The sequence below is a fragment of the Vreelandella neptunia genome, from assembly GCF_034479615.1.
Classification (GTDB): Bacteria; Pseudomonadota; Gammaproteobacteria; order Pseudomonadales; family Halomonadaceae; genus Vreelandella; species Vreelandella neptunia.
In genome coordinates this window covers 842,729-863,753 of the sequence record NZ_CP140255.1, presented here as the reverse complement: position 1 = coordinate 863,753, position 21,025 = coordinate 842,729, and the positions used below count along the sequence as shown (strand labels likewise).

At 55.8% G+C, this 21,025-nt stretch carries 20 protein-coding genes; 7 read left to right on the top strand and 13 right to left on the bottom strand.

The genetic code is table 11. From position 1 onward, the window contains the following. Window positions 1–9 precede the first annotated feature (9 nt). The 5 genes from SR894_RS04095 to SR894_RS04075 form a co-directional block, all read right to left on the bottom strand. Entirely contained in the window at window positions 10–714 is a 705-nt protein-coding gene (locus tag SR894_RS04095) for a 4'-phosphopantetheinyl transferase family protein (protein ID WP_133732964.1), read from the bottom strand. Beyond that, on the bottom strand, window positions 692–1,432 hold the full coding sequence (locus SR894_RS04090; protein WP_223287856.1) for a thioesterase II family protein: 741 nt from the start codon (window positions 1,430–1,432) through the stop codon (window positions 692–694). Before SR894_RS04090 ends, SR894_RS04095 begins: the two co-directional genes overlap by 23 nt. Beyond that, window positions 1,422–1,667 carry an MbtH family protein gene (locus SR894_RS04085; protein ID WP_133732966.1) on the bottom strand — a complete coding sequence of 82 codons (246 nt, stop codon included), beginning with the start codon at window positions 1,665–1,667 and terminating at the stop codon, window positions 1,422–1,424. Before SR894_RS04085 ends, SR894_RS04090 begins: the two co-directional genes overlap by 11 nt. Before the next feature lie 255 nt (window positions 1,668–1,922). Continuing rightward, entirely contained in the window at window positions 1,923–2,129 is a 207-nt protein-coding gene (locus tag SR894_RS04080; protein ID WP_133732967.1) for a FecR/PupR family sigma factor regulator, read from the bottom strand. Window positions 2,130–2,424: 295 nt separating this feature from the next. After that, complete coding sequence (locus tag SR894_RS04075) at window positions 2,425–2,940, bottom strand: RNA polymerase factor sigma-70 (RefSeq protein WP_166650420.1); 516 nt, start codon at window positions 2,938–2,940, stop codon at window positions 2,425–2,427. Between the two features lie 294 nt (window positions 2,941–3,234). On the opposite strand from SR894_RS04075, the gene SR894_RS04070 reads away from it, so the two are divergent. From SR894_RS04070 to fhuF, 3 genes are all read left to right on the top strand, one after another. Further along, entirely contained in the window at window positions 3,235–4,032 is a 798-nt protein-coding gene (locus tag SR894_RS04070; protein ID WP_133732969.1) for an inositol monophosphatase family protein, read from the top strand. 202 nt (window positions 4,033–4,234) lie between these two features. Then, window positions 4,235–5,002, top strand: coding sequence for an ATP-binding cassette domain-containing protein (locus SR894_RS04065; RefSeq protein ID WP_133732970.1), 768 nt, complete (start codon window positions 4,235–4,237; stop codon window positions 5,000–5,002). Window positions 5,003–5,150: 148 nt separating this feature from the next. Further along, on the top strand, window positions 5,151–5,939 hold the full coding sequence (fhuF, locus tag SR894_RS04060; protein ID WP_133732971.1) for a siderophore-iron reductase FhuF: 789 nt from the start codon (window positions 5,151–5,153) through the stop codon (window positions 5,937–5,939). A gap of 24 nt (window positions 5,940–5,963) precedes the next feature. Here the strand turns inward: fhuF and SR894_RS04055 are convergent, their stop codons facing one another. The 5 genes from SR894_RS04055 to SR894_RS04035 all read right to left on the bottom strand — a co-directional run bounded on the left by SR894_RS04055 (window position 5,964) and on the right by SR894_RS04035 (window position 12,758). Next, entirely contained in the window at window positions 5,964–7,616 is a 1,653-nt protein-coding gene (locus SR894_RS04055) for a multidrug ABC transporter permease/ATP-binding protein (RefSeq protein WP_133732972.1), read from the bottom strand. 142 nt (window positions 7,617–7,758) lie between these two features. Further along, entirely contained in the window at window positions 7,759–8,847 is a 1,089-nt protein-coding gene (locus SR894_RS04050; RefSeq protein ID WP_133732973.1) for a DUF1513 domain-containing protein, read from the bottom strand. 3 nt (window positions 8,848–8,850) lie between these two features. After that, window positions 8,851–9,876 carry an imelysin family protein gene (locus SR894_RS04045; RefSeq protein ID WP_133732974.1) on the bottom strand — a complete coding sequence of 342 codons (1,026 nt, stop codon included), beginning with the start codon at window positions 9,874–9,876 and terminating at the stop codon, window positions 8,851–8,853. 22 nt (window positions 9,877–9,898) lie between these two features. Then, window positions 9,899–11,368 carry a di-heme oxidoreductase family protein gene (locus SR894_RS04040; protein WP_133732975.1) on the bottom strand — a complete coding sequence of 490 codons (1,470 nt, stop codon included), beginning with the start codon at window positions 11,366–11,368 and terminating at the stop codon, window positions 9,899–9,901. A 91-nt stretch (window positions 11,369–11,459) separates the two neighbouring features. Further along, on the bottom strand, window positions 11,460–12,758 hold the full coding sequence (locus tag SR894_RS04035; RefSeq protein ID WP_208862716.1) for an imelysin family protein: 1,299 nt from the start codon (window positions 12,756–12,758) through the stop codon (window positions 11,460–11,462). 207 nt (window positions 12,759–12,965) lie between these two features. On the opposite strand from SR894_RS04035, the gene SR894_RS04030 reads away from it, so the two are divergent. Beyond that, window positions 12,966–13,838 (top strand): LysR family transcriptional regulator ArgP, encoded by an 873-nt coding sequence (locus SR894_RS04030; RefSeq protein WP_133732976.1) that lies wholly within the window; start codon window positions 12,966–12,968, stop codon window positions 13,836–13,838. 277 nt (window positions 13,839–14,115) lie between these two features. Then, entirely contained in the window at window positions 14,116–15,861 is a 1,746-nt protein-coding gene (locus SR894_RS04025) for a sensor domain-containing diguanylate cyclase (RefSeq protein ID WP_246638018.1), read from the top strand. Window positions 15,862–15,903: 42 nt separating this feature from the next. On the opposite strand, the gene SR894_RS04020 is transcribed toward SR894_RS04025, so the two are convergent. Together SR894_RS04020 and SR894_RS04015 are read right to left on the bottom strand one after the other, a co-directional pair. After that, a complete protein-coding gene (locus SR894_RS04020) occupies window positions 15,904–16,461 on the bottom strand; it encodes a cytochrome b (protein ID WP_133732978.1) in 558 nt (185 codons plus the stop codon). Between the two features lie 367 nt (window positions 16,462–16,828). After that, a complete protein-coding gene (locus SR894_RS04015; RefSeq protein WP_133732979.1) occupies window positions 16,829–17,701 on the bottom strand; it encodes a LysR substrate-binding domain-containing protein in 873 nt (290 codons plus the stop codon). 101 nt (window positions 17,702–17,802) lie between these two features. Between SR894_RS04015 and SR894_RS04010 the strand changes: the two genes are divergently transcribed. Further along, window positions 17,803–18,681: a DMT family transporter gene (locus SR894_RS04010; protein ID WP_133732980.1), complete on the top strand. Its 879-nt coding sequence runs from the start codon at window positions 17,803–17,805 to the stop codon at window positions 18,679–18,681. A 103-nt stretch (window positions 18,682–18,784) separates the two neighbouring features. Here the strand turns inward: SR894_RS04010 and SR894_RS04005 are convergent, their stop codons facing one another. Continuing rightward, complete coding sequence (locus tag SR894_RS04005) at window positions 18,785–20,173, bottom strand: hypothetical protein (RefSeq protein WP_133732981.1); 1,389 nt, start codon at window positions 20,171–20,173, stop codon at window positions 18,785–18,787. Between the two features lie 316 nt (window positions 20,174–20,489). Between SR894_RS04005 and SR894_RS04000 the strand changes: the two genes are divergently transcribed. Beyond that, complete coding sequence (locus SR894_RS04000; protein WP_133732982.1) at window positions 20,490–20,870, top strand: septal ring lytic transglycosylase RlpA family protein; 381 nt, start codon at window positions 20,490–20,492, stop codon at window positions 20,868–20,870. Window positions 20,871–21,025 lie beyond the last annotated feature (155 nt).

Sequence of the window (21,025 nt, the reverse complement as noted above, 5' to 3'; positions counted from 1 at the left end):
ATTGATCTCCTAAAAATTCGTTGAGTAGCGTTTACCCTGAGCGTTTGCGTGGGAATAGCCTGAATCGATATAGCCCAGGGCAGCGGCATAGCCACTCGGCGCTGGCAGCGGCCATGCTTGCAAAGGTGATGAAACGGGAAGCGAGTGCTCAAGGTGATAGGTGTCTGGCGGCCCTAAAGAGGAAGTGATCGAGAGCGATCGCAAATGATCAGCAATGCCCAGGCCCAGGGCTTTGAGCACCGCCTCTTTAACCACCCAGCGCTCCATAAAGGGCAGTGCGTGGTCGAGCTGCTCACTCGGCGATAGCACCAGCCCTTGCAGCGGCGCCAGTTCGGCCTCGGATCGGCAGCGCTCAATATCGACCCCCACCGCGCCGCCGGGAACAATCGCGATCAGGGCGACATGGCCAGAGTGGGAGACATTGAAAGCAGGCCCACCAGCGTTTTCCAACGCTGGTTTTCCGTAAGCGTTCTGAGTGAACGCCAACTTTTCTGGCGCTATACCGGTGTGCGCTGATAGCAGTCGCCGCAGGGCCGCGCGAGTCGCCACGGCGCGTACGATGTCGGCGTGACGGTGAAGCCGCTGGGCACGCTGCCACTCGGCTCGACTCAGCAACCGATCATCTTCGTCAGCCACCGGGGCGTTCAGATCGAGCGCTAAGCGCCATACCTCAAGCCCCTCGGGCACCCCTTCAGCTAACTGCAGGCGCTGCATGGGGCACCTCCTCAAGCCGTCGAGTCAGCGCCCGTTCGATAGTCTCCAGCACTTGTGCTTGCTGCTGGCGAATAAAGAAGTGCCCTCCTTCGAACCAGTTCAAAGAGAACACCCCGCCCGCTTCCCGCTGCCACGCCTCTAGACGCTCTCTTTCGATATCGTCATCGCGCCCGGCGAGTACCTGTAGGGGGTAAGCAAGCGGCGACCCGCCGCGATAGCGGAAACTGCGACAGAGGCGGTAGTCCGACATCAAGATATCGAGGGTAAGGCGCAGCAGCTCAGGGCTTTCGAAGACCTCCCCTGGAGTGCCGCCCTGTTGGTGAAGATCCGCCATCAGGGCTTTGTCGTTATCAAGGCCCGCCAAGCGGTCTGAGTCGCGCATTGAGGGCGCCGCGCTGCCTGAGGCGAACAGCATCCGCGGCTGAGGCCGCCCGACATCGCGCAAGCGAGCTGCCATGCCGTAGGCCAACAACGCCCCCATGCTGTGACCGAACAGAGCAAAGTCACCGCGCATCCGCGTTGCCTGCTCTTCACACAGCCGCACGACCTGGGTCTCGAAGTCATCGATAAGCGGCTCACCCAGGCGCTCACCACGCCCAGGCAATTCGACGGGATACACCTCGACCCAGGCGGGCAACTGGCGCTTCCAGCGTAGATACATGGTGGCGCTGGCCCCGGCGCAGGGCAGGCAGAGCAGTCTTAAACGCTTAACCTGCATTCACCTGCTCCGCCTCAGCGCCGGCCTGCTCATCCATCCACTGGCGCAGCGAGAGTGGCCGCATATCGGTCCAGGTTTTTTCGACGTAGTCGAGACAGGTTGGTTTATCGCCGAGCACGCCGGTATCGGTCCAGCCCGCGGGAATCGCTTTCCATTCTGGCCAGAGGGAGTACTGCTCTTCGTGGTTGACTAATACGCGGAAGACACCATCTTCACGATCAAAACAGCTTGTCATGGAATTAACCTCATCGTTGCCAAAGGAATGAGAAGTAAAACGCAATTGCTTCTCATTACTTAATGACGAGTGAGGAACCAGAAAATTTAATGTTGGAAAGGAAGAAAGTAGAAAAAATAGGGGGAGGGGGCGCTAGGGCGTCGACATAGCATTACCCTTGCCAAGCTAAAAATTGCTCCAGTGGGCGGCAGCGTTAGCTCGCGACCATTGAGTTAGCCTGAAGATCGAAGAAGGAGGTAAAAAAACAGTGACTTATCAGTTGCGCTCATCACCGCTTGGGATCAGCCCTGTTAGCATCCAGAGCTGTTCTGCTTCATGAAAGACTCGACGGTGCAGGGAAGAAGCCGCTAACCAAGCATGCAGCGCTTCGCGATCAGCGTCGCTCAACGTCTCTTCATGCTCGCGCATCAGCCAATCTAGCGCTGTTTGCCAAACGGCATCGTCGCCGCTGTCGTTATCCATCGTTACTGTCAAACCTCGCTATTGCGGCCTGCTCATTACCTGCCTATGGAAGCGTCTGATATTCTCAACGCTATTGGCTGACAGTGTAACAAAGCGACAACAAAGAGGGGACGGAACATGGGCTTACCGATCTGGCAACGTCTGACCTAGGGTGCCTCTGATTAACGTAATGAGCGAAGGCTAGACAAGGCAAAAATCAACGAAAAAGCGGAGTTTACGAGCTGTAAATGAGCATTTTGATCGGACTCGCGCACGAGGCGATTTTTAACGCCGTACAGGCAAGCGCAATAGTTAATCAGAGGTTCCCTTGTAGCGACTGGCGGCAATGAGTCATTGCATCGCGAATCATAAAGTTAACTGACGTGGTAGAAACACCTAGCTGTAACGCCACTTCCCGCTGGGTATGGTTTCCCGAACGATAAAGTTCAAAGGCGCGTCGCGTACGCTCGGGCAGCTCGTCCAACGCGTCCACCACCTGTGCCAAGGCCTGGCGATCAATGGCAATCACCTCAGGTGAGTGTGACGCACAAGAGGCGTTATCCCCCTCCTCTGCTTTTGCAAACAGCGCTGACTCAAACGCCGAACGGCGGCAACGGTCAATGGCGAGATTGCGCACCACTCGTGACACGTAGGATATGGGCTGCTTTACCTCAAAAAGCGTGGTTGCCTCTGAAATTTTCAGATAGGCGTCTTGCACGACATCATCGGCTTGATCAGCATTGCCCAAGACTTTTGCGGCGACACAACAGAGCCGGGGCCGCTGATTAACGAAGATATCTTCTAACTCAGCGCTCCAGGTCTGGGTATCCACAGCTCGGCCTCCTGCCTTGATTAACACCACGGAATAAATGGCAATAATTATTATTTGCGTTAGAGCCTGGTAAGTCAACGGGTGAGAGCTAACTCACTTTTTATAACGATATGCTGGTTGACTCAGTTAATAGCGACATGTGGCGGGGGCATCTCTCAGACGCCAAATGCATAGATGATCTACCATTAAACCAAATTTACTCCTGTCATCTCCGCGTCATGAATGGCTAGTTACATTGAAGGCATACAGTTTTTGCCATTCACTAAGACACGATGCATGCCCAGGGGAAATACAATGCTCGATAGCAGTAATGACCTACTCGAAACGGTGAAGCAGGCGGCGTACGAGGCAGGTGCGCTGTTACGCGAGGGATATTCGCTAAAGGGCAGAATCGCCTTTGAGCAAAAGGGGGCGTCAGACTTTGTCAGCTACTACGATACGGCCGCCGAGAATATCATTATCGACTGTATCAACAGCGCTTTTCCCGATATCGCTTTCCTTGGTGAAGAGAGCGGGCTTACACCCACCGATAGTGACTATACCGTCATCATTGACCCTCTCGATGGCACTAGCAACTTTCTGCATGGGGTGCCCCACTTCTCGGTCTCCATCGCGGTCACCAAGGGTGATGAGCTGATCATCGGCGTTGTCTATCAACCGCTGCTTGATGAAATGCTTTGGGCCAGCCTTGGCACCGGCGTCTTCCTCAACGACACGCCGCTCACGACGCCTGAACCGCGCCCACTGAACGAGATGCTGATAAGCACCTGCCTGCCGTACCACGCTAAAGGCGACTGCTCGACGGCCCTAAATCAACTCGCTGCTCTAATGCCCCAGGTGGCCGGTATCCGCAGCCCGGGCTCCGCGGCGCTGGAGATCGCCTACACCAGCCTGGGCCGGTTTGATGCTTTTTGGTCTCAAGGCGCTAAGCTCGACTTTTGGGATATCGCCGCCGGCATTGTGATTGCCCGAGAGGCGGGCTACACCGTCACGGATCTCACTGGCGAGCCGCATCCCGCTCAATGGAACAGCCTAATTGCAGCGCACCCCGAGCGGCATAGCCAACTGTTAGCGTGTTTAAATGCCTGTTGATAAACGATCAATACCACCTCTAATCACATCGGTTAGCCACTCAAGCGGAGGCTAGCTGATGCAGACCTACTACCCCCGACCTGCTTTCCCCAAGCGGCGTTTGCCATCTATCACGTAAATCTTTTCATTTTTTTGTTAAAAATGAGAACCATTAGCACTAGAATGGAGGCATTATCATCAACCCTATCGCTAGGAGTCATTCATGTTCGAGGTCAAAGGCGCCACCTTTGAAATCAATGGTAAGCAGATTTTAAATCCCATTGACCACAGCTTTCATGAGGGCAAGGTTTATGGCCTGATTGGTCATAACGGCTCGGGCAAGTCGACGCTGATCAAGCTCATGGCCCAGCAGCAGCCGGTAAGCCAGGGGGAGATTCACTTTGATCAGCGCCCGCTGAGTGACTGGGGAAATCGTGAGTTCGCTCGTCAGGTGGCTTACCTGCCCCAGCATTTACCCAGTGCAGAAAGTCTTACCGGACGCGAGCTAGTCGCCTTTGGCCGCTACCCATGGCACGGGCTGCTGGGCCGCCATACCCAAAAAGACAAAGATGCCATTGATCGCGCCATTGCCCTGACCCACACAGAGGCCTTTGCCGACCGCTTGGTCGACACGCTCTCTGGTGGTGAACGCCAAAGGGTATGGCTGGCGATGCTACTCGCCCAGGGCAGCCGATTCCTGCTGTTGGATGAGCCGCTAGCGGCGCTGGATATCGCCCACCAAATCGAAGTGCTGGCGCTGATCCGTAAGCTGTGCGATGAGCTAAATCTTGGGGTGATTATTGTACTGCACGATATCAACATGGCCTCGCGCTACTGCGACGAGCTAATGGCGCTGCACAGCGGTCGCTTGCTGGCCCATGGCAGCCCGGATAATTTGATGTGCGGCAGCACCTTAGAGGCTATTTATGGCTTACCGATGCAGGTCATGAAGCACCCCAACGGAGAGCACAATATCGCCGTGGCTCAATAGCGCTATTCTCCGAGGTCAGACACTTTTAAAAGCACTCATTCGCAATCAAACGCTTCAACTGATACGCATTATCGATTAAGCTGAATGCCATATTTTACCTGTGTGCTGTGTCAAAACCTTGTGTTAAAGCCCTGTGATGGAGCCCGCGATGCCCTCTGCTCTGCGTCAGCCACAACTGTTCGAGCCTTCGTTGGCCGCCTGCTACACCGGGCCGTTGGCGAACTTTACGCCGCCGTTAATAGGTGGAACGCCACCGCTGGAAGCGTTCAAAACAGCCCGTTGGCGGGATGCTGATTGGCTCAAGGAGGATCTCTCTCGTTTCGCTGCACAGTACCCAGGCGGTGACCAGCGGGCAGTGGTATCGATCTGGTCGAAGTGGCACTTAAGTGCGCTAACCGTTCCCACACTGACAGCTAATCTGCTGCTCAACCGTGACTTGCCGGTGGGGCTGGACGACATGCAGGTTATCTTCAACGACAAGGGCGCCACCTCGCGGCTATGGTTGCCCCACGAAGGCACGCCGATAACCACTCAAGATCCGTTTGAGCGTTTTGCTACCCTGATTGAGCAGCACTGGGCACCGTTGATTGAGCAATTAGCGGCTATCTCCGGCGCTGCACAGCGGGTGTTCTGGAGCAATGCCGGTGGCTACCTGGACTTTTACGTCAACGCACTAGGCGAGCACCCGCTTGCTAATCAGCAGGCGTTTGAGGCCGCCAAGGCGTTGCTGGAAGCGCGCAACCTGCCCAACGGCAAGCGCAACCCGCTGTTTCAGCCGGTGCGTTACTTTACGCCCAAAGGGAGTGAGGAAGTTAAGCGGGTGCGCAAGCTTTGCTGCCTGCGCTTTTTACTGGATGAGTTTGATACCTGCGGCACCTGCCCGCTAGAGGGCTGCGACCTGGAAGCACGAAAGCGCGCCAAGCAGGTCGCCCGTTAAAACGTTAGCTATTTTTAACACGGTTTAGATATTAATTTGCGCAACAGCGTCCTCACTCGCTCGTGCACGCTGCTCGCCTTTCAGCTCGCTTAGCTGTCCCTTCGACATCTCCAGCAACCGATCAGCGTGGACGAAGTAGCTGTCGTCATGGCTGATAGCAAACACGGTTTTACCCATTGCTTTTAAGTGCGGTAACAGCTCGCGGTAGAACAGCCGGCGGAACTGCGGGTCTTGATCCGCCGCCCACTCGTCGAGGAGCAAAATATCGCGTTTTTCGGCAATCGCTAATAGCAGTGCCAGGCGCTTACGCTGCCCTTGGGAGAGCTGGGTGTTGATGACACGATCACCCTCCCACTGCAATTTATGCTGCATCTGCAGTCGCTCAAGCCAGGTATCAACGACCTGCGGGTCAGCAGGCAGGCCTTCCGGCCCCATGGTCTGATCAAACTGATGGAAATCGGTAAACACACTGGCAAAGCGAGCGCGGAACGCTTCCCACTGAGCAGCAGTGACCACCTGCCCGTCAATCTTAATAGTGCCGCTTTGGGGGCGGTATAACCCCGAGAGCAGCCTTGCCAGGGTCGACTTACCGCTGCCGTTGCCGCCGATCAGAAACACCTGCTCACCGCGCTCTAGGGTCATATTGAGCGGCCCCACCTGAAAGCCCTCGCCCTGGGCAGTGTTCGGGTAGTGGTAGGTGACTTCTTCCAGTTCAAGGCGCTGCCAATCGGACAGCGTATCGTCGACGGCAAAGCTTGACTGGTACTCGGCTAGCTCCAGGCTACTCAATTTATCAAACGCGACCTGGGCGCTGATCAGCGTTGGCCAAGCGCCCACCGCCTGGATCAGCGGCGTGCGCAGAAACAGCAGCGTCAGCGCAAAGGTGGAGGCCACCGTGGTATTCGCCCAGCCCAACCCATTAGAGAGGAAAAACACCACCCCGATGGCGCCCAACATCATAATGTTAGACCAGTTGTTAGCGCTTAAATGGTAGGTATCGGCGCGAATAATGTGGTGACGGTAGTCGCGGGCATTGGCGATATAGCGCTCATCATAAAAGCGCCGGGCACGGTCGCGGTTGAGCGCCAGCTCTTTGCGCCCTTCAATGGCCGCCTGGAAATCTTTATACAGACTGTCTTCGCTTTCACGCACGAGGCGAAAATGGCGATACACCCGCGACACCAGCACCCAACCCACGCCCATGGTGAACGCGATCCATAGAACGGTGATCACCACCATTTGCGGCGAGAGCCATGCCAAATAGGCCACCGAGGCGAGCGTTAGCACCACGCCCTGAATCAGTTCCGGCAGACGCACAAAGCCAATAGTGATGTTACGCACATCGCTGGACAAACTGGCCAGCAAGGTGGCGTTGCCCAACTGCTCCAAGCGCTCAATATCGGTGTCGAGAATCCGCTTCACCAGCCGCGAGCGTAGATCAAACACAAAGTGATGCCCCAGCACGGTCAGCGCCAATTGCGTACTGAGTGTGACCGCCAGGAGCACCGCCAGCAGGCCGAGAAATTGCGGCAGCGCCGCCATACTGCCTACTTCAATAAGCCGCTGGTTGATAAAGGCAATTACCCCGACCCCTAAGCCAGCGCTCAATAGGCTCAAAGCAATGGCGCCTAAAAAGGGCCAGCGGTAGTGATGAAATACTAAGCGCAGCAGTTCCATGGGGCTCCTTGCCTTCCTGTCAAGAGCGCTGAAGTCTACCAGCAGCACCTCTCACCAAGAAGGCGTCATTTATATTGGATAGTAAACCGTTGGCCTGACAGTTCGTATCGACGGGCTATTACTAATAACTATTTAAAGTCTTTTATGTCAGATGGTTATCCCAGCGAATTTCCAGGCTGGCGAGCAGCTCGGGCGTTGCCGAGTCAGGCGTTACAAGGTAAAGCCCGCCCTGGCCGGAGGAGACCAGAAAGCCGCCGTTGCCGTCGCAGCGGGCGCCAGCGGCGTCGGGCAGCGCCAAGCTGGCAACAAGTTTGCCTTGCTCGGCATCCAGCAGCAGTGCCCGATTGCCGCGAGGGGCAGTCACCAGAACATTGCCAGAAACACGGCTAAACGCCACGCTGGCAGTGTAGTGCTTCAGACTGGCGGTGACTTCATCGGCCAGTGACAGTTCAGAGAAGTGGCCGTTGATATCCAGGCGACAGATTAACGGGTGAGCCTCCCACTCGGGGCCTTCAAACTGGTAGCCAGCGATCACGGTACCGTCCGCCGCTACATCAAGATGACGGCAGCTTAGCTGGTGATGGGAGGGTTTGTGACGGGCCAAGACCTCACCGCTGTGGCGATCCAGCAGCATCAGCGCTGGTGCCATGGTGTCCAGGTTGAGCTTAACCCGACCATAGTCAGGGTGAGTCTGGATACCCCCCAAACCAATCACCAGGGTATCACCATCCGGCATCAGCCTAAGCTCATGGGGCCCAATACCGTCCAGCAGCATATCGCGCACATGGGCGTAGTCGTTGGCAGCGTCATAAACGCGCACTAGCCCGGCGCTGTCCTCCAAACGATTGGCGGTGACATACAGATAGCGCCCGCTCAGGTCGAAAACGCCATGCCCGTAGAAGTGGTAGCCCTCCCCGGCCGCAATGGTGTGGGCTAATTGGCGGCTGTCCCCATCGATCACATGCATCCGTGTGCCAGGGCGGCGAGCAAACAATACCGCCTGGCGAGAGTCGGGCCGCAGACAGCCTCCATGGCAGCGCTCGGGTACTTCGATCATAAAGCGGGTCTGACCATCCAATGCCACCCCGGCGATGTAATGCCCTCCGCTGGGGTCGTCTACCGCGCTGAACAGCCAAGCGGCTTCCTCCCGCGCGGGCAGCGCCCAGCTCAGCGGAGTCAGCGCCATGGCGACGCTGCCCAACCCTACTTTGAGTACTTGGCGTCGCTGCATGGTTCAATCCCCATCGCTGGAGTTAAAGCCTCGTACCAGCCCCAGTTCACCAGCGATCTCGTTACCCAGTAGATGGCGTAGCTGGCTGATGTCGAGGTAGAGCGACTGCAGACCGCGAAACGCCTCTTCGTCTTCAAGGGAAGGCACCAAGCCCGGTGGCAGTTCGCTGGCCTGAACGAGTGTCTTATCCAACTGGTCACGAAACGCCTCGGCAAGCGGTAGCGCATCGGCCTCGCGCAGCAGAGCGGTAAGGCCCGGCAGGAGGCCGGTACGCAGGCCCTCCAGGCTGCTCTCTACCAACCGAACCGTTTGCCCGCTACGCCAGGCTTCCGCCAAGTAGCCGTTGGCGGGTGCGCCTTTGAGGCCCATGGGCTCACCGAGCCGTTTATCTTCGAGTATTTCGAGGGCCTGGATGGCGCTGGCCAGTGTGGTTTCGGTGTAGTCGGCAGTATCAAGATAGTGCTCGCCAAAGGCCTGCCAGTCGCGATGCAGAGCGCTCGTGGTATCCGCAAGATAAGTGGCGATGGCATGCATCAGCGTGCAGGCTTTAGGATCGCTCAGGGCCTGTTCGTCCATGGCGTCGTCATAAAGCAAGTATTCAAGGGCGGGAAAGCCTTGGATCGCCACGCTGTCACTGGCGATATCTTGGGCATCCGGCGCTTCGGCTGCCTTCAGCCAGCCGCGCACCTTGCTGCCCACCAGGTTTTTTCGATCCGGCCAGAACTGCAGTTGCCAGCCCCGGCTATTCTGCTCGACGGGCCCAAACTGTATAAAGCGCACCGCCTGCCAGGCTTGGTAGGCGCTCAGCCAGTCATTTTCCAGCCGCTGCCTGAGGGCCTCGTCTGAGCCCTGGCAAAAGCGCGCGGCGCTGGCTTCCAGGCGCTCGGAGGCGGCACTCAACTCAGCATACTGAAGTTCCACCGCGCCGTGCCACATTTCCCGCGGCGTAGGGGTGTCCGTAGCAAAAGAGAGCGGCGTCGCGAGTAGCGCGCAGGCCAGCAAACTCAGGCGGCGAAGAGATGCGATCACGGTAACTCCTTAACAGAATGACTTACAGGGATTCAAGGAAACGTATAAGTTCCGCGCGCTGGTCGGCGGGCAATGCTCGATAGCCCTGGGTGGCGCTTTCTGCCTCACCACCGTGCCAGAGTATCGCCTCTTCCAGGGTGCGGGCGCGACCATCGTGGAGAAATCCCGCCCGGGGGTTAACCGTTTGCGCCAAGCCGATGCCCCACAGCGGCGGGGTGCGCCATTCGCGGCCATCGGCCTGGAACTCACTGCGATGATCAGCCAGGGCATCGCCCAGATCGTGGAGCAGTAAGTCGCTATAGGGCCATATTTCCTGATTGGCTAACGCCGGACGGGCAGTATCCGCAGCGGTGCGCTGGCGCGGTGTGTGGCAGCTCGCGCAGCCCAGGGCGTTAAATCTCTCAGCCCCCTGCTTTACCGCTGGTTCATCCATATCGCGGCGCATCGGTACCGCCAAGCTGGAAGCGTAGAAGGTCACGAAGTCGGCCACGTCATCGCTGACTTCGGGCGTGCCACCGTTAGGAAACTCATCGCACCCTTGGCTCTCCATGCAGTCGGTTTGTGGCACCAGACTGGAGGTTAGCCCCATATCCCCGGCAAAGGCGTGCAGGCCCTGCTGCTCAATGCTGGGCTCGCCGGCTTTCCAACCAAAACGCCCCATTACCGTGGCTCCACTGCGCACATCCCACACCTGGTTATAGCGGCCGGAAATCCCGTCGTTATCAGCATCATCAGGGTCTGCGGCAGCGATAAGGTCAGCTTCAGGAATCGCTTCCAGCAGGCCCAGGCCAATCATTGGCGGTGCCAGCCGTGGCGAGGTTTGCAGTGACTCCGGCAGCTCTCCGTAGGCGGGTTCGGCAATCGAGTAGATCGGCTCCTGCAAAGTGACGCTAGTACCATCGGCGAAGCTCACTTCCCGAGGACGATACTCAATCACCAGCTTGGCCTCGGGCTTGGCACCGCTAATCGCCGCGGTTTGTAGCTGCAAACCGTAGTTAGGTACCGGAAGCGCGCCCCGCTGCTCCAGTGTCTCTGGATCCGCTTGGCTAGCGGGTAAAGAGAGGCGCAGAAACAGCGCGATGGGGTTTTCGTCGCCGGTGGGTGGGTGCCCCCGACCATCTTTAAGGTGGCAACCCTGGCAGCTATTGGTGTTGAGCAGCGGCCCCAGGCCATCCCGGGCCTCGGTGCTGGCGGGCGCCGCCACCCAGGGGTTACGAAAGAAGCTGTTGCCGACACTGAAATCCAGCCGCTTGGTCATCGACATATTACCCAGCGGCAGCGAATAGGCGTTATGGTCAAACTGCTCTACCGAGCCATCGCCGCCACTCATGGGCGTCGTTTGAATGGGATAATCTTGGCTAGGTGGCACATTTTGTATAGGTGATTCGGCTGCCTGTAAGGGCGCGGTCAGCAAGAACAGTAAGAAACTGCTGTGGGCTAATGTGCTGGGCACCCACTTGGCTAGGACGATAAACCGGGGTAAGCGGTACATGGTGATACCTTGAGAAGGAGGATACTGACAAAACCAACAGAGCCGCGCGATAGCAACACTATCGGCGGCTCTTGGTAAACGCTAGTCGAGTCTAGAACCGATGACCGGCATCATCAGGCTGTAGGGAGGTCACGCCCAGTTCACCTGCGGCCTGTTCAATAGACCCTGTTTGCGCCACCAGGGTGAGAATCGCCTCGTTGATCAATTCACTGCCCTGCTCGTTACCCGGCGCAATCATCATATCGAATGCCATCGGGGAGCTTTCCGCCTCAGCCGCCTGCTTGATAGCATCAAGCCGCGTCATGGTGGCTTCAAGCTGCTCACCAAGGGTGTCGGCTAGCTCGCTATCTGCCTGAGACAGTAAGTCTTGTAGCGAAGGCCCCTCTACCACACTGCCATCAAGACGCTGATAGCTGCCGGTGTAGATATTCTGAACACCCTGACCGTTGTAGTAGTGGGAGTTGTGGGTATTGTCGCTGAAGCAGTCGTGCTCATCCTCAAAAGAGTTGGCTTCCAGGGCGACCTTTAAGCGCTCACCTGCCAGCTCACCCAGGGAGAGCGAGCCCATACCGAACAGCATACGACGCAGGCCCTCCTGATCGCTTTCGGCGAGCAGTTCCTGGCGGTAGTTACCCTCGGTTTCCGGCGCCCACTGGGTCACCATCCACTCAAGGTCGTCAACGAGCAGGTCGGACACTGCGTCCAGGTAGCTGCGGCGGCGATCGCAGTGGCCATGGGTGCAGTCGTCGCCGGTTTGGTAATCACTTACCGGTCGTTCGCCGTTGCCTTCCTCAAAGCCATGCAGATCCTGCCCCCAGAGCAGAAACTCGATGGCGTGATAGCCGCTGGCGACGTTGGCTTCCGAGCCGCCGATTTCGTTCAGATCAGCAAGGAGTTCCGGGGTAATGTCGCTGACGTCCAGAGATTCGCCGCCGACAGAGATTTGCTCGTTGGCGATAATATTGGCGGTGGCGCCTTCGTTACCCAGCTCATGCTGGTAGTCGTCACCTTCGACGTAATCGATCATGCCTTCGTCCAGGGGCCAGGCGTTGAGCTGCCCTTCCCAGTCGTCCACCACCGCATTACCGAAACGAAATACTTCGCTCTGCTGATAAGGCACCCGCGCCTGCAGCCAGGCTTGCTTGGCTGCGCTCAAGGTTTCGGCCGTGGGATTGGCGAGCAATTCGTCGATACGCTCGTTCAATGCTTGGGCAGCATTCAGTGCATCGGCGTAATTGGCATGAGCCAGATCGGCGTAGTGTTTAACCACGGCGTCAGCGCTAACGGTGCCGTCAGCAGCAGCGGTGTCGACAGCAACTGGGGCAAAAGGCATCAGCGCGCTAAGCGCAACGATGCCAGCAAGAGGGCGACGGAGCATGATGGCGGGCATTACAGTGTCCTTTAGGCTGTGGCATTACAGAAACTACTCACATAAAGTGCTAGGCGACCCCTGAGGGTTTGGTGCTCTAGCTCCATTGAAATGTAATTCATTGACCTATGAGATTCAATCCTATTTAAACCTAAATAAACAGCACTACGCCGTTTCATAACCATTTTTTGCTCTGTGTCACTTTTTTGCTGCCTTGGGAAAACCGACATGCTGGATTATAAACTGCTTCATGCCTTGGCGATCGTGGTGGAGTGCGACGGTTTTGAGCGCGCAGGCGATGTGCTGGGGCTTTCGCAGTCAGCTGTCTCCCAGCGCATTAAGGCACTGGAGGTTCGCCTTGGGCAGCCGGTGCTTATACGCTCTCCTCATTTAGCTCCCACCCCTGCGGGCCAGCGGTTGTTGACCCATTACCAGCAGGTACAGCTTTTAGAGCGCGACCTCCGCGGTTCTCTACCCACGCTGGATGACCAGGCACCGCGCCTGCGGATCGCCATCAATGCGGATAGTTTGGTCACCTGGTGGGCTGAGGCCGTTGCCGCTATCTGCCAAGAGGAGGGTCTACTGCTGGATCTAGTGATTGAAGACCAGGATGTGGGACTCAAGCGCTTGCGCGATGGCGATGTGGTGGCCTGCCTATGCGCCACACCACAACCAATAGCCGGTGCACGCAGTGTTGCGCTGGGAGAAATGCGCTACCACCCTTTGGCGACACCGGCTTATATCGAACGCTACTTTCCAGAAGGCCCTTGCAAAGAGAGCTTTCAATCCGCGCCAGCCATCGTCTTCGGCCCTCACGATCAGTTGCAGCACCGCTTTCTTGCTCAGTGCGGCTACCACGGCCACTTTCCTTATCACCTCTGCCCATCTTCAGAGGGGTTTGTGCGCTTAGCTGCAGCCGGGATCGGCTACGGCATGATGCCTCAGTTGCAGGTCGGCGAATTAATGGCCAGTGGCCAACTAGCCAGTGTTGCCCCCGGTCATTTTTTAGCAGTGCCCTTGTACTGGCATTTCTGGCGGCATAGCGGAGAGTTAATTCAACGACTTACGCAACATTTTTGTGGTATCGTTCAACAACAATAAGGCTTTTAAATGTTACAAACCTTAAAAGCCGACTACACTCAGATAACTTATCGTACGACACAAGGAAATTTGCTTGCGCTGTCAGTTTTCTGCTTATGAGCAAGACGGCATGCAAACCGTGCATCAGCACTTTGTCGGCGAAAGAAAGACCCCGATGGGCAAGGGAACCCAGGAAATAAAGAACGGGGGAGAAAACTAAAAATAGCGGTACCCTATGCATGTACGATATTTAACGGCGTTTTTTTATACCGGCCTATTGTTGCTATTGAGCGTTTGTTTGGCTTCTTGGGCGCAAGCGAACACCATTTTGCTAGCATCACCTAACCAAGAGAGCTACCCCCTCGCCTCTAATAGCGTGTTTTGGCACGCCAGTGGGCAAAATGTAACGCTTAATGAATTACTCGTCCAACCTCCTGTTTTTGAGCCCAGTTCCCACGCTGAGGATTTAAACCTAGGCTACACCCAGCACGATGTATGGCTGCGAACCCAGGTACGCAATGATTCATCGGAAGCTCAGCGCTGGATGGTACAGTTTGAGTATCCGTTTCTGGATCACGTTACCCTCTACACGCTTCGTCAGACATCGATTGAGGCGCAGCAGAGTGGCAGCGCGCTTCCCGTTGACCAGCGCGCCCTCGCCCATCGTCAGGCAGTTTTCCCAATCGAAATGGCCGCTCAAGAAACCATTACCCTCTACACTCATGTCGCCGCCTCTGGCAGCAAGATGTTGAACTACAACTTAATGACACCAGAGGCATTTTACGCTCAGAATGATCGGCACAACTTTTGGTTAGCCACTTACTTCGGCATACTCCTCGCTCTTGGACTTTACAATTTAATGCTGTTCTTCGGTTTAAAAGAGCGTGTCTTCCTCTATTACTCTCTATTCACATTAGGTTTTACCGTTGCGATTTTGACATTTAACGGCACTGGCACCCTGATGTTTTGGAGTGCCTTGGGTGATAATACCTCACGACTGGTCGCCATCGGATTTACATTTGCTTCCACCATGGCCACACTCTTCACCCAAAGTTTTCTTAATACAAAAGGCTATACTCCTCGCTGGCATCGTGTACTGAGCTATTTTCGTATTTACTGCTCGCTTGCTCTAATAGCAACCCTGCTGCTGCCCATCCAGCCCGCCTTACGACTCATGGACGTAACAGGCTTTATGGCAGCGCTACTCATGCTGATCTGTGGAATTTACTGCGTGACACAGCGCGTACCTAGCTCCCGTCTTTTCGTGGTGGCTTGGTCGCTATTCTTAGTCGGGGCTTGTGTGTTTGCGCTGCGTAATTTAGGCATTTTACCGGCTAACTTTATTACCCTACACGGTATTCAAATTGGTTCTGCCCTGGAAATGCTACTGCTGTCGTTTGCACTCGCAGCCCGATTCAACAAGTTAAAACGTCAGAAAGAGCGCGCCCAGGCCGACATGGTGATGACGCTTAAAAAACAGGAAACCGTTCTGGAACAAAAAGTCGCTGCCCGCACTAAAGCGCTAGAGCATTTAGCCAATTATGATGTGCTCACGGGTTTATTAAATCGCCATGGGCTAGCGCGCTCCGCAGCAGGAGCCTTGGAACGGACTCGTCAGCATAATCACCGGCTGGCATTACTGATGCTCGACCTGGATCGATTCAAACCCATCAACGATGACTACGGCCATGAAGCAGGCGACTTCGTGTTACAAAAAGTGGCCAAACGTATTTCCAACCTAGCCCGTAAGCGAGACCACTGCGCACGGTTCGGCGGTGATGAGTTCATCATCATTATGGAGAACATCGGGCACGACGATACTCTCGCGACGATCGAGGCACGGATTGGGGAGGCCATTCATTCACCGATCGAGCTACCCTGCGGCAAGCGTGTCAGCGTTAGCGTCAGCGTTGGTATAAGTACCTGCCAGGGAGCTGAATGCGCCACCCTTGAAAGTCTTCTGCGTGAAGCTGATAGCCAAATGTACGCCGTTAAATCACGCCGAGCCACAGGTTGTTGCCGTTACGGCTCAGCTAATCCCTAGTTTTCTGGTAGCCACACGTTTTTTTAACCAATTGCTTGTTCATTAATCAAACAGGCTCATACGCTTCATAACGTTATCGCGTTTGATTTTCCAATGGAACATAGCACCGGCGACGTGCAGTACCACCAAGCCTAGAATGGCCCACCCCAGGCGCCCATGCCACATAAAGAGTTGTTCAGACAGTTGCTCGCGCTCGCCAATCAAACCGGGTAAATGCCAGTGGAAAAACTCCACTGGAAAGCCGCCGCTTGCGGTAGCCGCCCAGCCCAATAAAGGCATAACAATCAACGCCAAGTAGAGCAAATGGTGAACGCTGGTACTCACCACCCTCTCGAAGGCATTTAGGGGCGGTTCATGGTCAGGCACCACAAAGGCCAGACGGGTAATGATACGTAGCGTCATTAGCAACAGGATCAGCACACCCAGCGTCTTATGGCTGGTATACAGCAAGTTCGTCAACATATTGCCGACTAAAGCGACGGTGCGTTCATAGCCCAAAAAGCCTAACGTTAAACCGCTGGCTAAGGAGAGCAACACAGCGCCAGCCACCAGCCAGTGCAGCACCCGATGCGGGTAGATATAGTGATCCAATTCGTGCATGCAGTGCTCCTAACAGCCAATTCATTTGCTTTTCATTCTAGTCAGTAACGCTCCCTTACGCTGATTAAAGCACTACACGGCCATCAACGCTAAGCATTACTTAGGCTCTACTTGAGATATAAAACCACGACTCTTCGTCATTCGGTATGGAATTATTTCTGACAGTTGACCTGTGGGAGGTAGCTTTAGCTCGCGACCGTTTAGGCTGCCAGCCTGACAACACCGGGGGTACCTTTGGTACCCTTCGCCCGCTCGAAGCGGCCTCCCACAACAGACAGTTGGCTTGGTGGTTCTGTCTGAACCGTGAGGCACAAAATGTGCCGGTTAATATTAAATCCACATTAGATGACGAATAACCAAAACCACGTTATAGCGCTTGTTCGGGCACTGCTAGCTGCTCGCGGATTAACTCTGCCAAGCGGCGCGCAGGCTCCGAAGGTCGGTGCGGCGCCCGGTGCAGCGCCAACTCGATCATCGGTAGAGCAGGCAGCCCACTGCTCTCATCCAGCGGTCTAAGCGCAGGGGTTAGCATGCTGCGAGTCACCACTACGATAGCCAGCCCAGCGGTAACGATCGGCGCCAGCCCCGCCATGGATTGACTGGTATAGGCAACGCGCCAGCTGCGCCCCGCCGATTGCAAGGCCTGCTCGGCCACTTCACGGAATACGTCAGCCCCCGGGGAGTAGAGCGCCAACGGCAACGGGTCGCTTAGCAGCGGCTGCTGGTTCATACCGACCGCCCACAATAGCGGTTCCCGACGAATCACATCCCCGCCCGGCGAGTTACGCTGCCGAGTCACCAGGGCGAGATCCAGCTCTTTAGCTTTAACCTGCTCAACGAGATGCGCGCTGGTGCCGCAGATCACCTTTAACCCCACGGCGGGGTAGAGCTGATGAAAATAGGCAAACACCGAGGGCAGCAGCGAGGCGTAATCTTCAGGTATGCCGAGGGTAAGATCGCCTGTTACCTGGCGCGCCTGCATATCGCTCCACGCGTCATCGTTAAGCGCTAATAGCCGACGGGCGTGGTTAAGCAAGCGTTCGCCTTCTGAGGTAAAGCGTATTCGCCGCCCTTCCCGCTCGTGCAGCGTGAGCGATAGCTGCGCTTCTAGCCGCTGGAGCTGCATGCTCACAGTGGACTGGGTATACGCCAGCCGTTTAGCGGCTGCGGTCACACTGCCGGTATCCGCAATAGCCACCAGAGTGCGTAGCAGGGTTAGGTCTAACGTAGGGGCACGCATATATCACCAAGCTTGATGAAATCGATCATAAAAGATCGATATTGTGATGCATTGATGATGAGTATGCTGCTCGGCACATGCTCAAATCAAGGAGAACTCTTATGCATCCCGTTCACTCCCCCGCGTTATTCCCACGTTGGTACAGTGTTGGTGCGGCGCTAGTGGCCGTGATGCTTTGGAGTGCGGCACCGCTGCTGGCTGAGTTTGCCAAAGCGACACCGCCCTTGCAGCTAACTGCAGTGACCCTGTTAGCGGGATCATTGGCGACGCTACCGTTAAGCCGCCGCGTAAACGTCGCTGCCAGCGGCGCGGGTTGGCAGCTCAGCGTTTGGGTGGGTATCCCGCTGCTTATCTTTGGCGCCGTCAGCACCTACTTTATTGGCATGCGTTTAGCGCCCGCCGCCGAAGCGGCGCTCATTACCTACACTTGGCCGGTGCTGTTTGTACTACTCAGCCAATGGAGCCGTTTTGGCCGCCTGCAGATTGCGGGGGTTGTCGGCGCACTGATTGCGTTTTCGGGTGCGGCGCTGCTGCTGGTTCCTCAAGCCATCAATGGAGGCCTGGGAGGCGCTACCACGGGCTACGCGCTAGCCTTGTTGGCCGCCTGCTGCTGGGCAATCTATTCATGGTTAAGCCAAGCAGCACCGGTGGCGTTAACGCCGCTGCTGCCGCGACTACTGCTCATCGCCTGTGCTATTGCCTTGACCGCGAGCCTGGCACTGGAAGGCACGCTAGCTTTTCCCAGCGGGGAGGCATTGCTGGCAGGTATCGCCCTGGGGTTAGGGCCGTACGGAGTAGCCATGGTGGCCTGGGATAAAGCATTGCGCTGGGGGCACGCGAGCCTGGTGGGCAGCTTGGCCTATGGCGTGCCGATTCTGGCCGCTCTGCTGTTGGTGCTGGCAGGCATGAGCGTACTCGACTGGCGTTTACCCGCCGCAGCAGTGCTGGTAGTAGTAGGCTGCCTAAAAGCGAGCCGTTAACCTCCTCACGCCTAACTATTTACGCCTCACCATCGACCAATAAACCAACGCCCCTATCGCGTAAGCGAAAGGGGCGTTGGGTATTATCGATTTGCGCTAACCATTAAAGCTCTGGTGGGATTTCCGTCGGCTCCATTTCGAGGCTTAGTTCAAATAAGCCGCTACCGGTAGCGCTAAACCCGCGTGCGCTTACGGTATAAGTGCCGGGCAGCAACTGCTCTTGAAGCCGTGAGTCGGTACCGCCCGCGCCGTCGTCATCGCTGGCGGCAAAGCCCTGACCACTAACCTCAATAAAGGTATCAAAATCGGCAGAGCGCATCTCCAACGTCACTAACGAGCTCTCTTCTACCTCCAACTGATACGTCAGCGGTTCACCGCTATACCAGCCGTTAAGCGCTTCGCCAGGGGTCAGTGTGCCTTCATTACGCAGATCGACATCTGGCATATCACGCGGCTCCATGGAGAGAGTGAACATGCCACTGCTCTCGCCATAGGCAGTACGTGCCGTTAACTGATACTCACCGGGAGCAAGAAAATCAGCGATGCTCGCATCCAGGTTGCCAGCACTGTCATCATCTTCACGGTAGTAACCGTTGGGCCCCTCGAGCACCAGGTAGGAGTCGATGTCGCTGGCGCGCATATCAATTTGGTACATGCCCGCTTCTTCTACCTCTATTTGGTAACTAAGCTCCTGGCCGCTGTACCAGCCGTTGAGAGAGTCACCGGGAGTAAGCGCTCCATCATTACGCAGCTCACCATCACCCGGTAACTCGTGAGGCTCTACTGAAAGCGTATAAACGCCATTGCCATCCCCGTAGGCGCTGCGGGCCGTTAGCGTATATTCACCGGGCTCCAGGAAATCAGCAATACGCGCGTCTAGATCACCGGCACTGTCGTCGTCTTCACGAGCGTAGCCGTTCGGCCCCTCAATCTCTAGATAGGCGTCGAAGTCGTCAGAACGCATTTCCAGTTGGTAGAGGCCCGCCTCTTCTATGTTCAAGGTGATTTCACGGGCATCCCCTTGCAGCCAACTATCAATGGGTTCACCCACTGCCACTGTATCAACATCCGACAGCTCAACGGTACGACTATCAACCGTAAACGGGCCATAGCTATGCGCATCGGCACCGCTAACCACCACTACATAGTCGCCACTCTCTTCAATACGGTGACGAACGATAGGGGCATTATCGAGCAGTTGGAGCTGGTCGTCGAAAAGCGCTACCACGCCTTGCAAAGCGCCTTCTAAAGAAATCTCGACGATTTCTCCCTCCTCTAATGAAATCACATAGCGGTTGAAGCGGCTGCCGTCGTTACCGTTAAGCTCACTCGCCGTAGTGATCTCACCGCGGGTCTCCTCGCCTAGCGTTAAACTATCCAATTCCGCTAATTCCTCTGCGGTAGACGAAGCGTGCGCCTGAACAGCTATGGCACCAACAGCCATACCACCAGTGACTAGAATGACGCGAGCGAGAGGGGAAGATTTAGCCATGAGCATTTCCTTGTTCAGCCGTAATGATAAACATTAATAAACTATGTCTATTATAAGGCATTAACCAATTAAAGTGAGCGTTTCATAAAAAAAGCTGCATTGCACAAAGTGCTTTCTCTATTCATTTAACACCTGAGCTGATAAGTCACTGAAACCCAAGGCCACATCAGTAGAGATTAAAAATCTTGAAATTGAACCTATTTGCATCGATCTTCTCAAAGCTTGCTGACTCGTTGCGACAAGGGTAGTATCGACAAGCCTATCAGGCACCTCATCAGAGTGCGAGATTCGTAACACGCAAAACCGAGGTACTCCTATGGGAGCCCAAAAACGACTGATCCGAACGATATGTTTGGCAGCGGTAATAGCGAGTAGCGCTGCCAATAGTGCTTTTGCACACGAAACAGAAACACAGGAAGGCGTCGCATCTTTTTACAGTGACCGCTTTCAAGGAGCGCCCACTGCCAGTGGAGAGCCCTTTGACCAACAGGCGCTGACCGCCGCCCACCCGAGTTTGCCGTTTGGAACCAAGGTGTTGGTGACTCGCCCGGACACGGGGCAAGAGGTAGAAGTACTGATCAATGACCGCGGCCCTTTCATTCAAGGACGCATTATTGATTTATCTAAACGCGCGGCAGCGAAGCTTGGCATGATTCGCCGCGGTACAGCTCCAGTGATGGTAACGCTGTTGGATTAACGGATAACACATCCTTGATTATTGTGTGATACCCCTTAGCCTAATCAATGCGACAGCACACGAAGCACCGTTATCTCAAAGCAGTCAACAGACAGGGCGGCCAGCAATGGTCGCCCTGTTTCTTTATGTGGCTACTTCCCAATACATTAACGGCT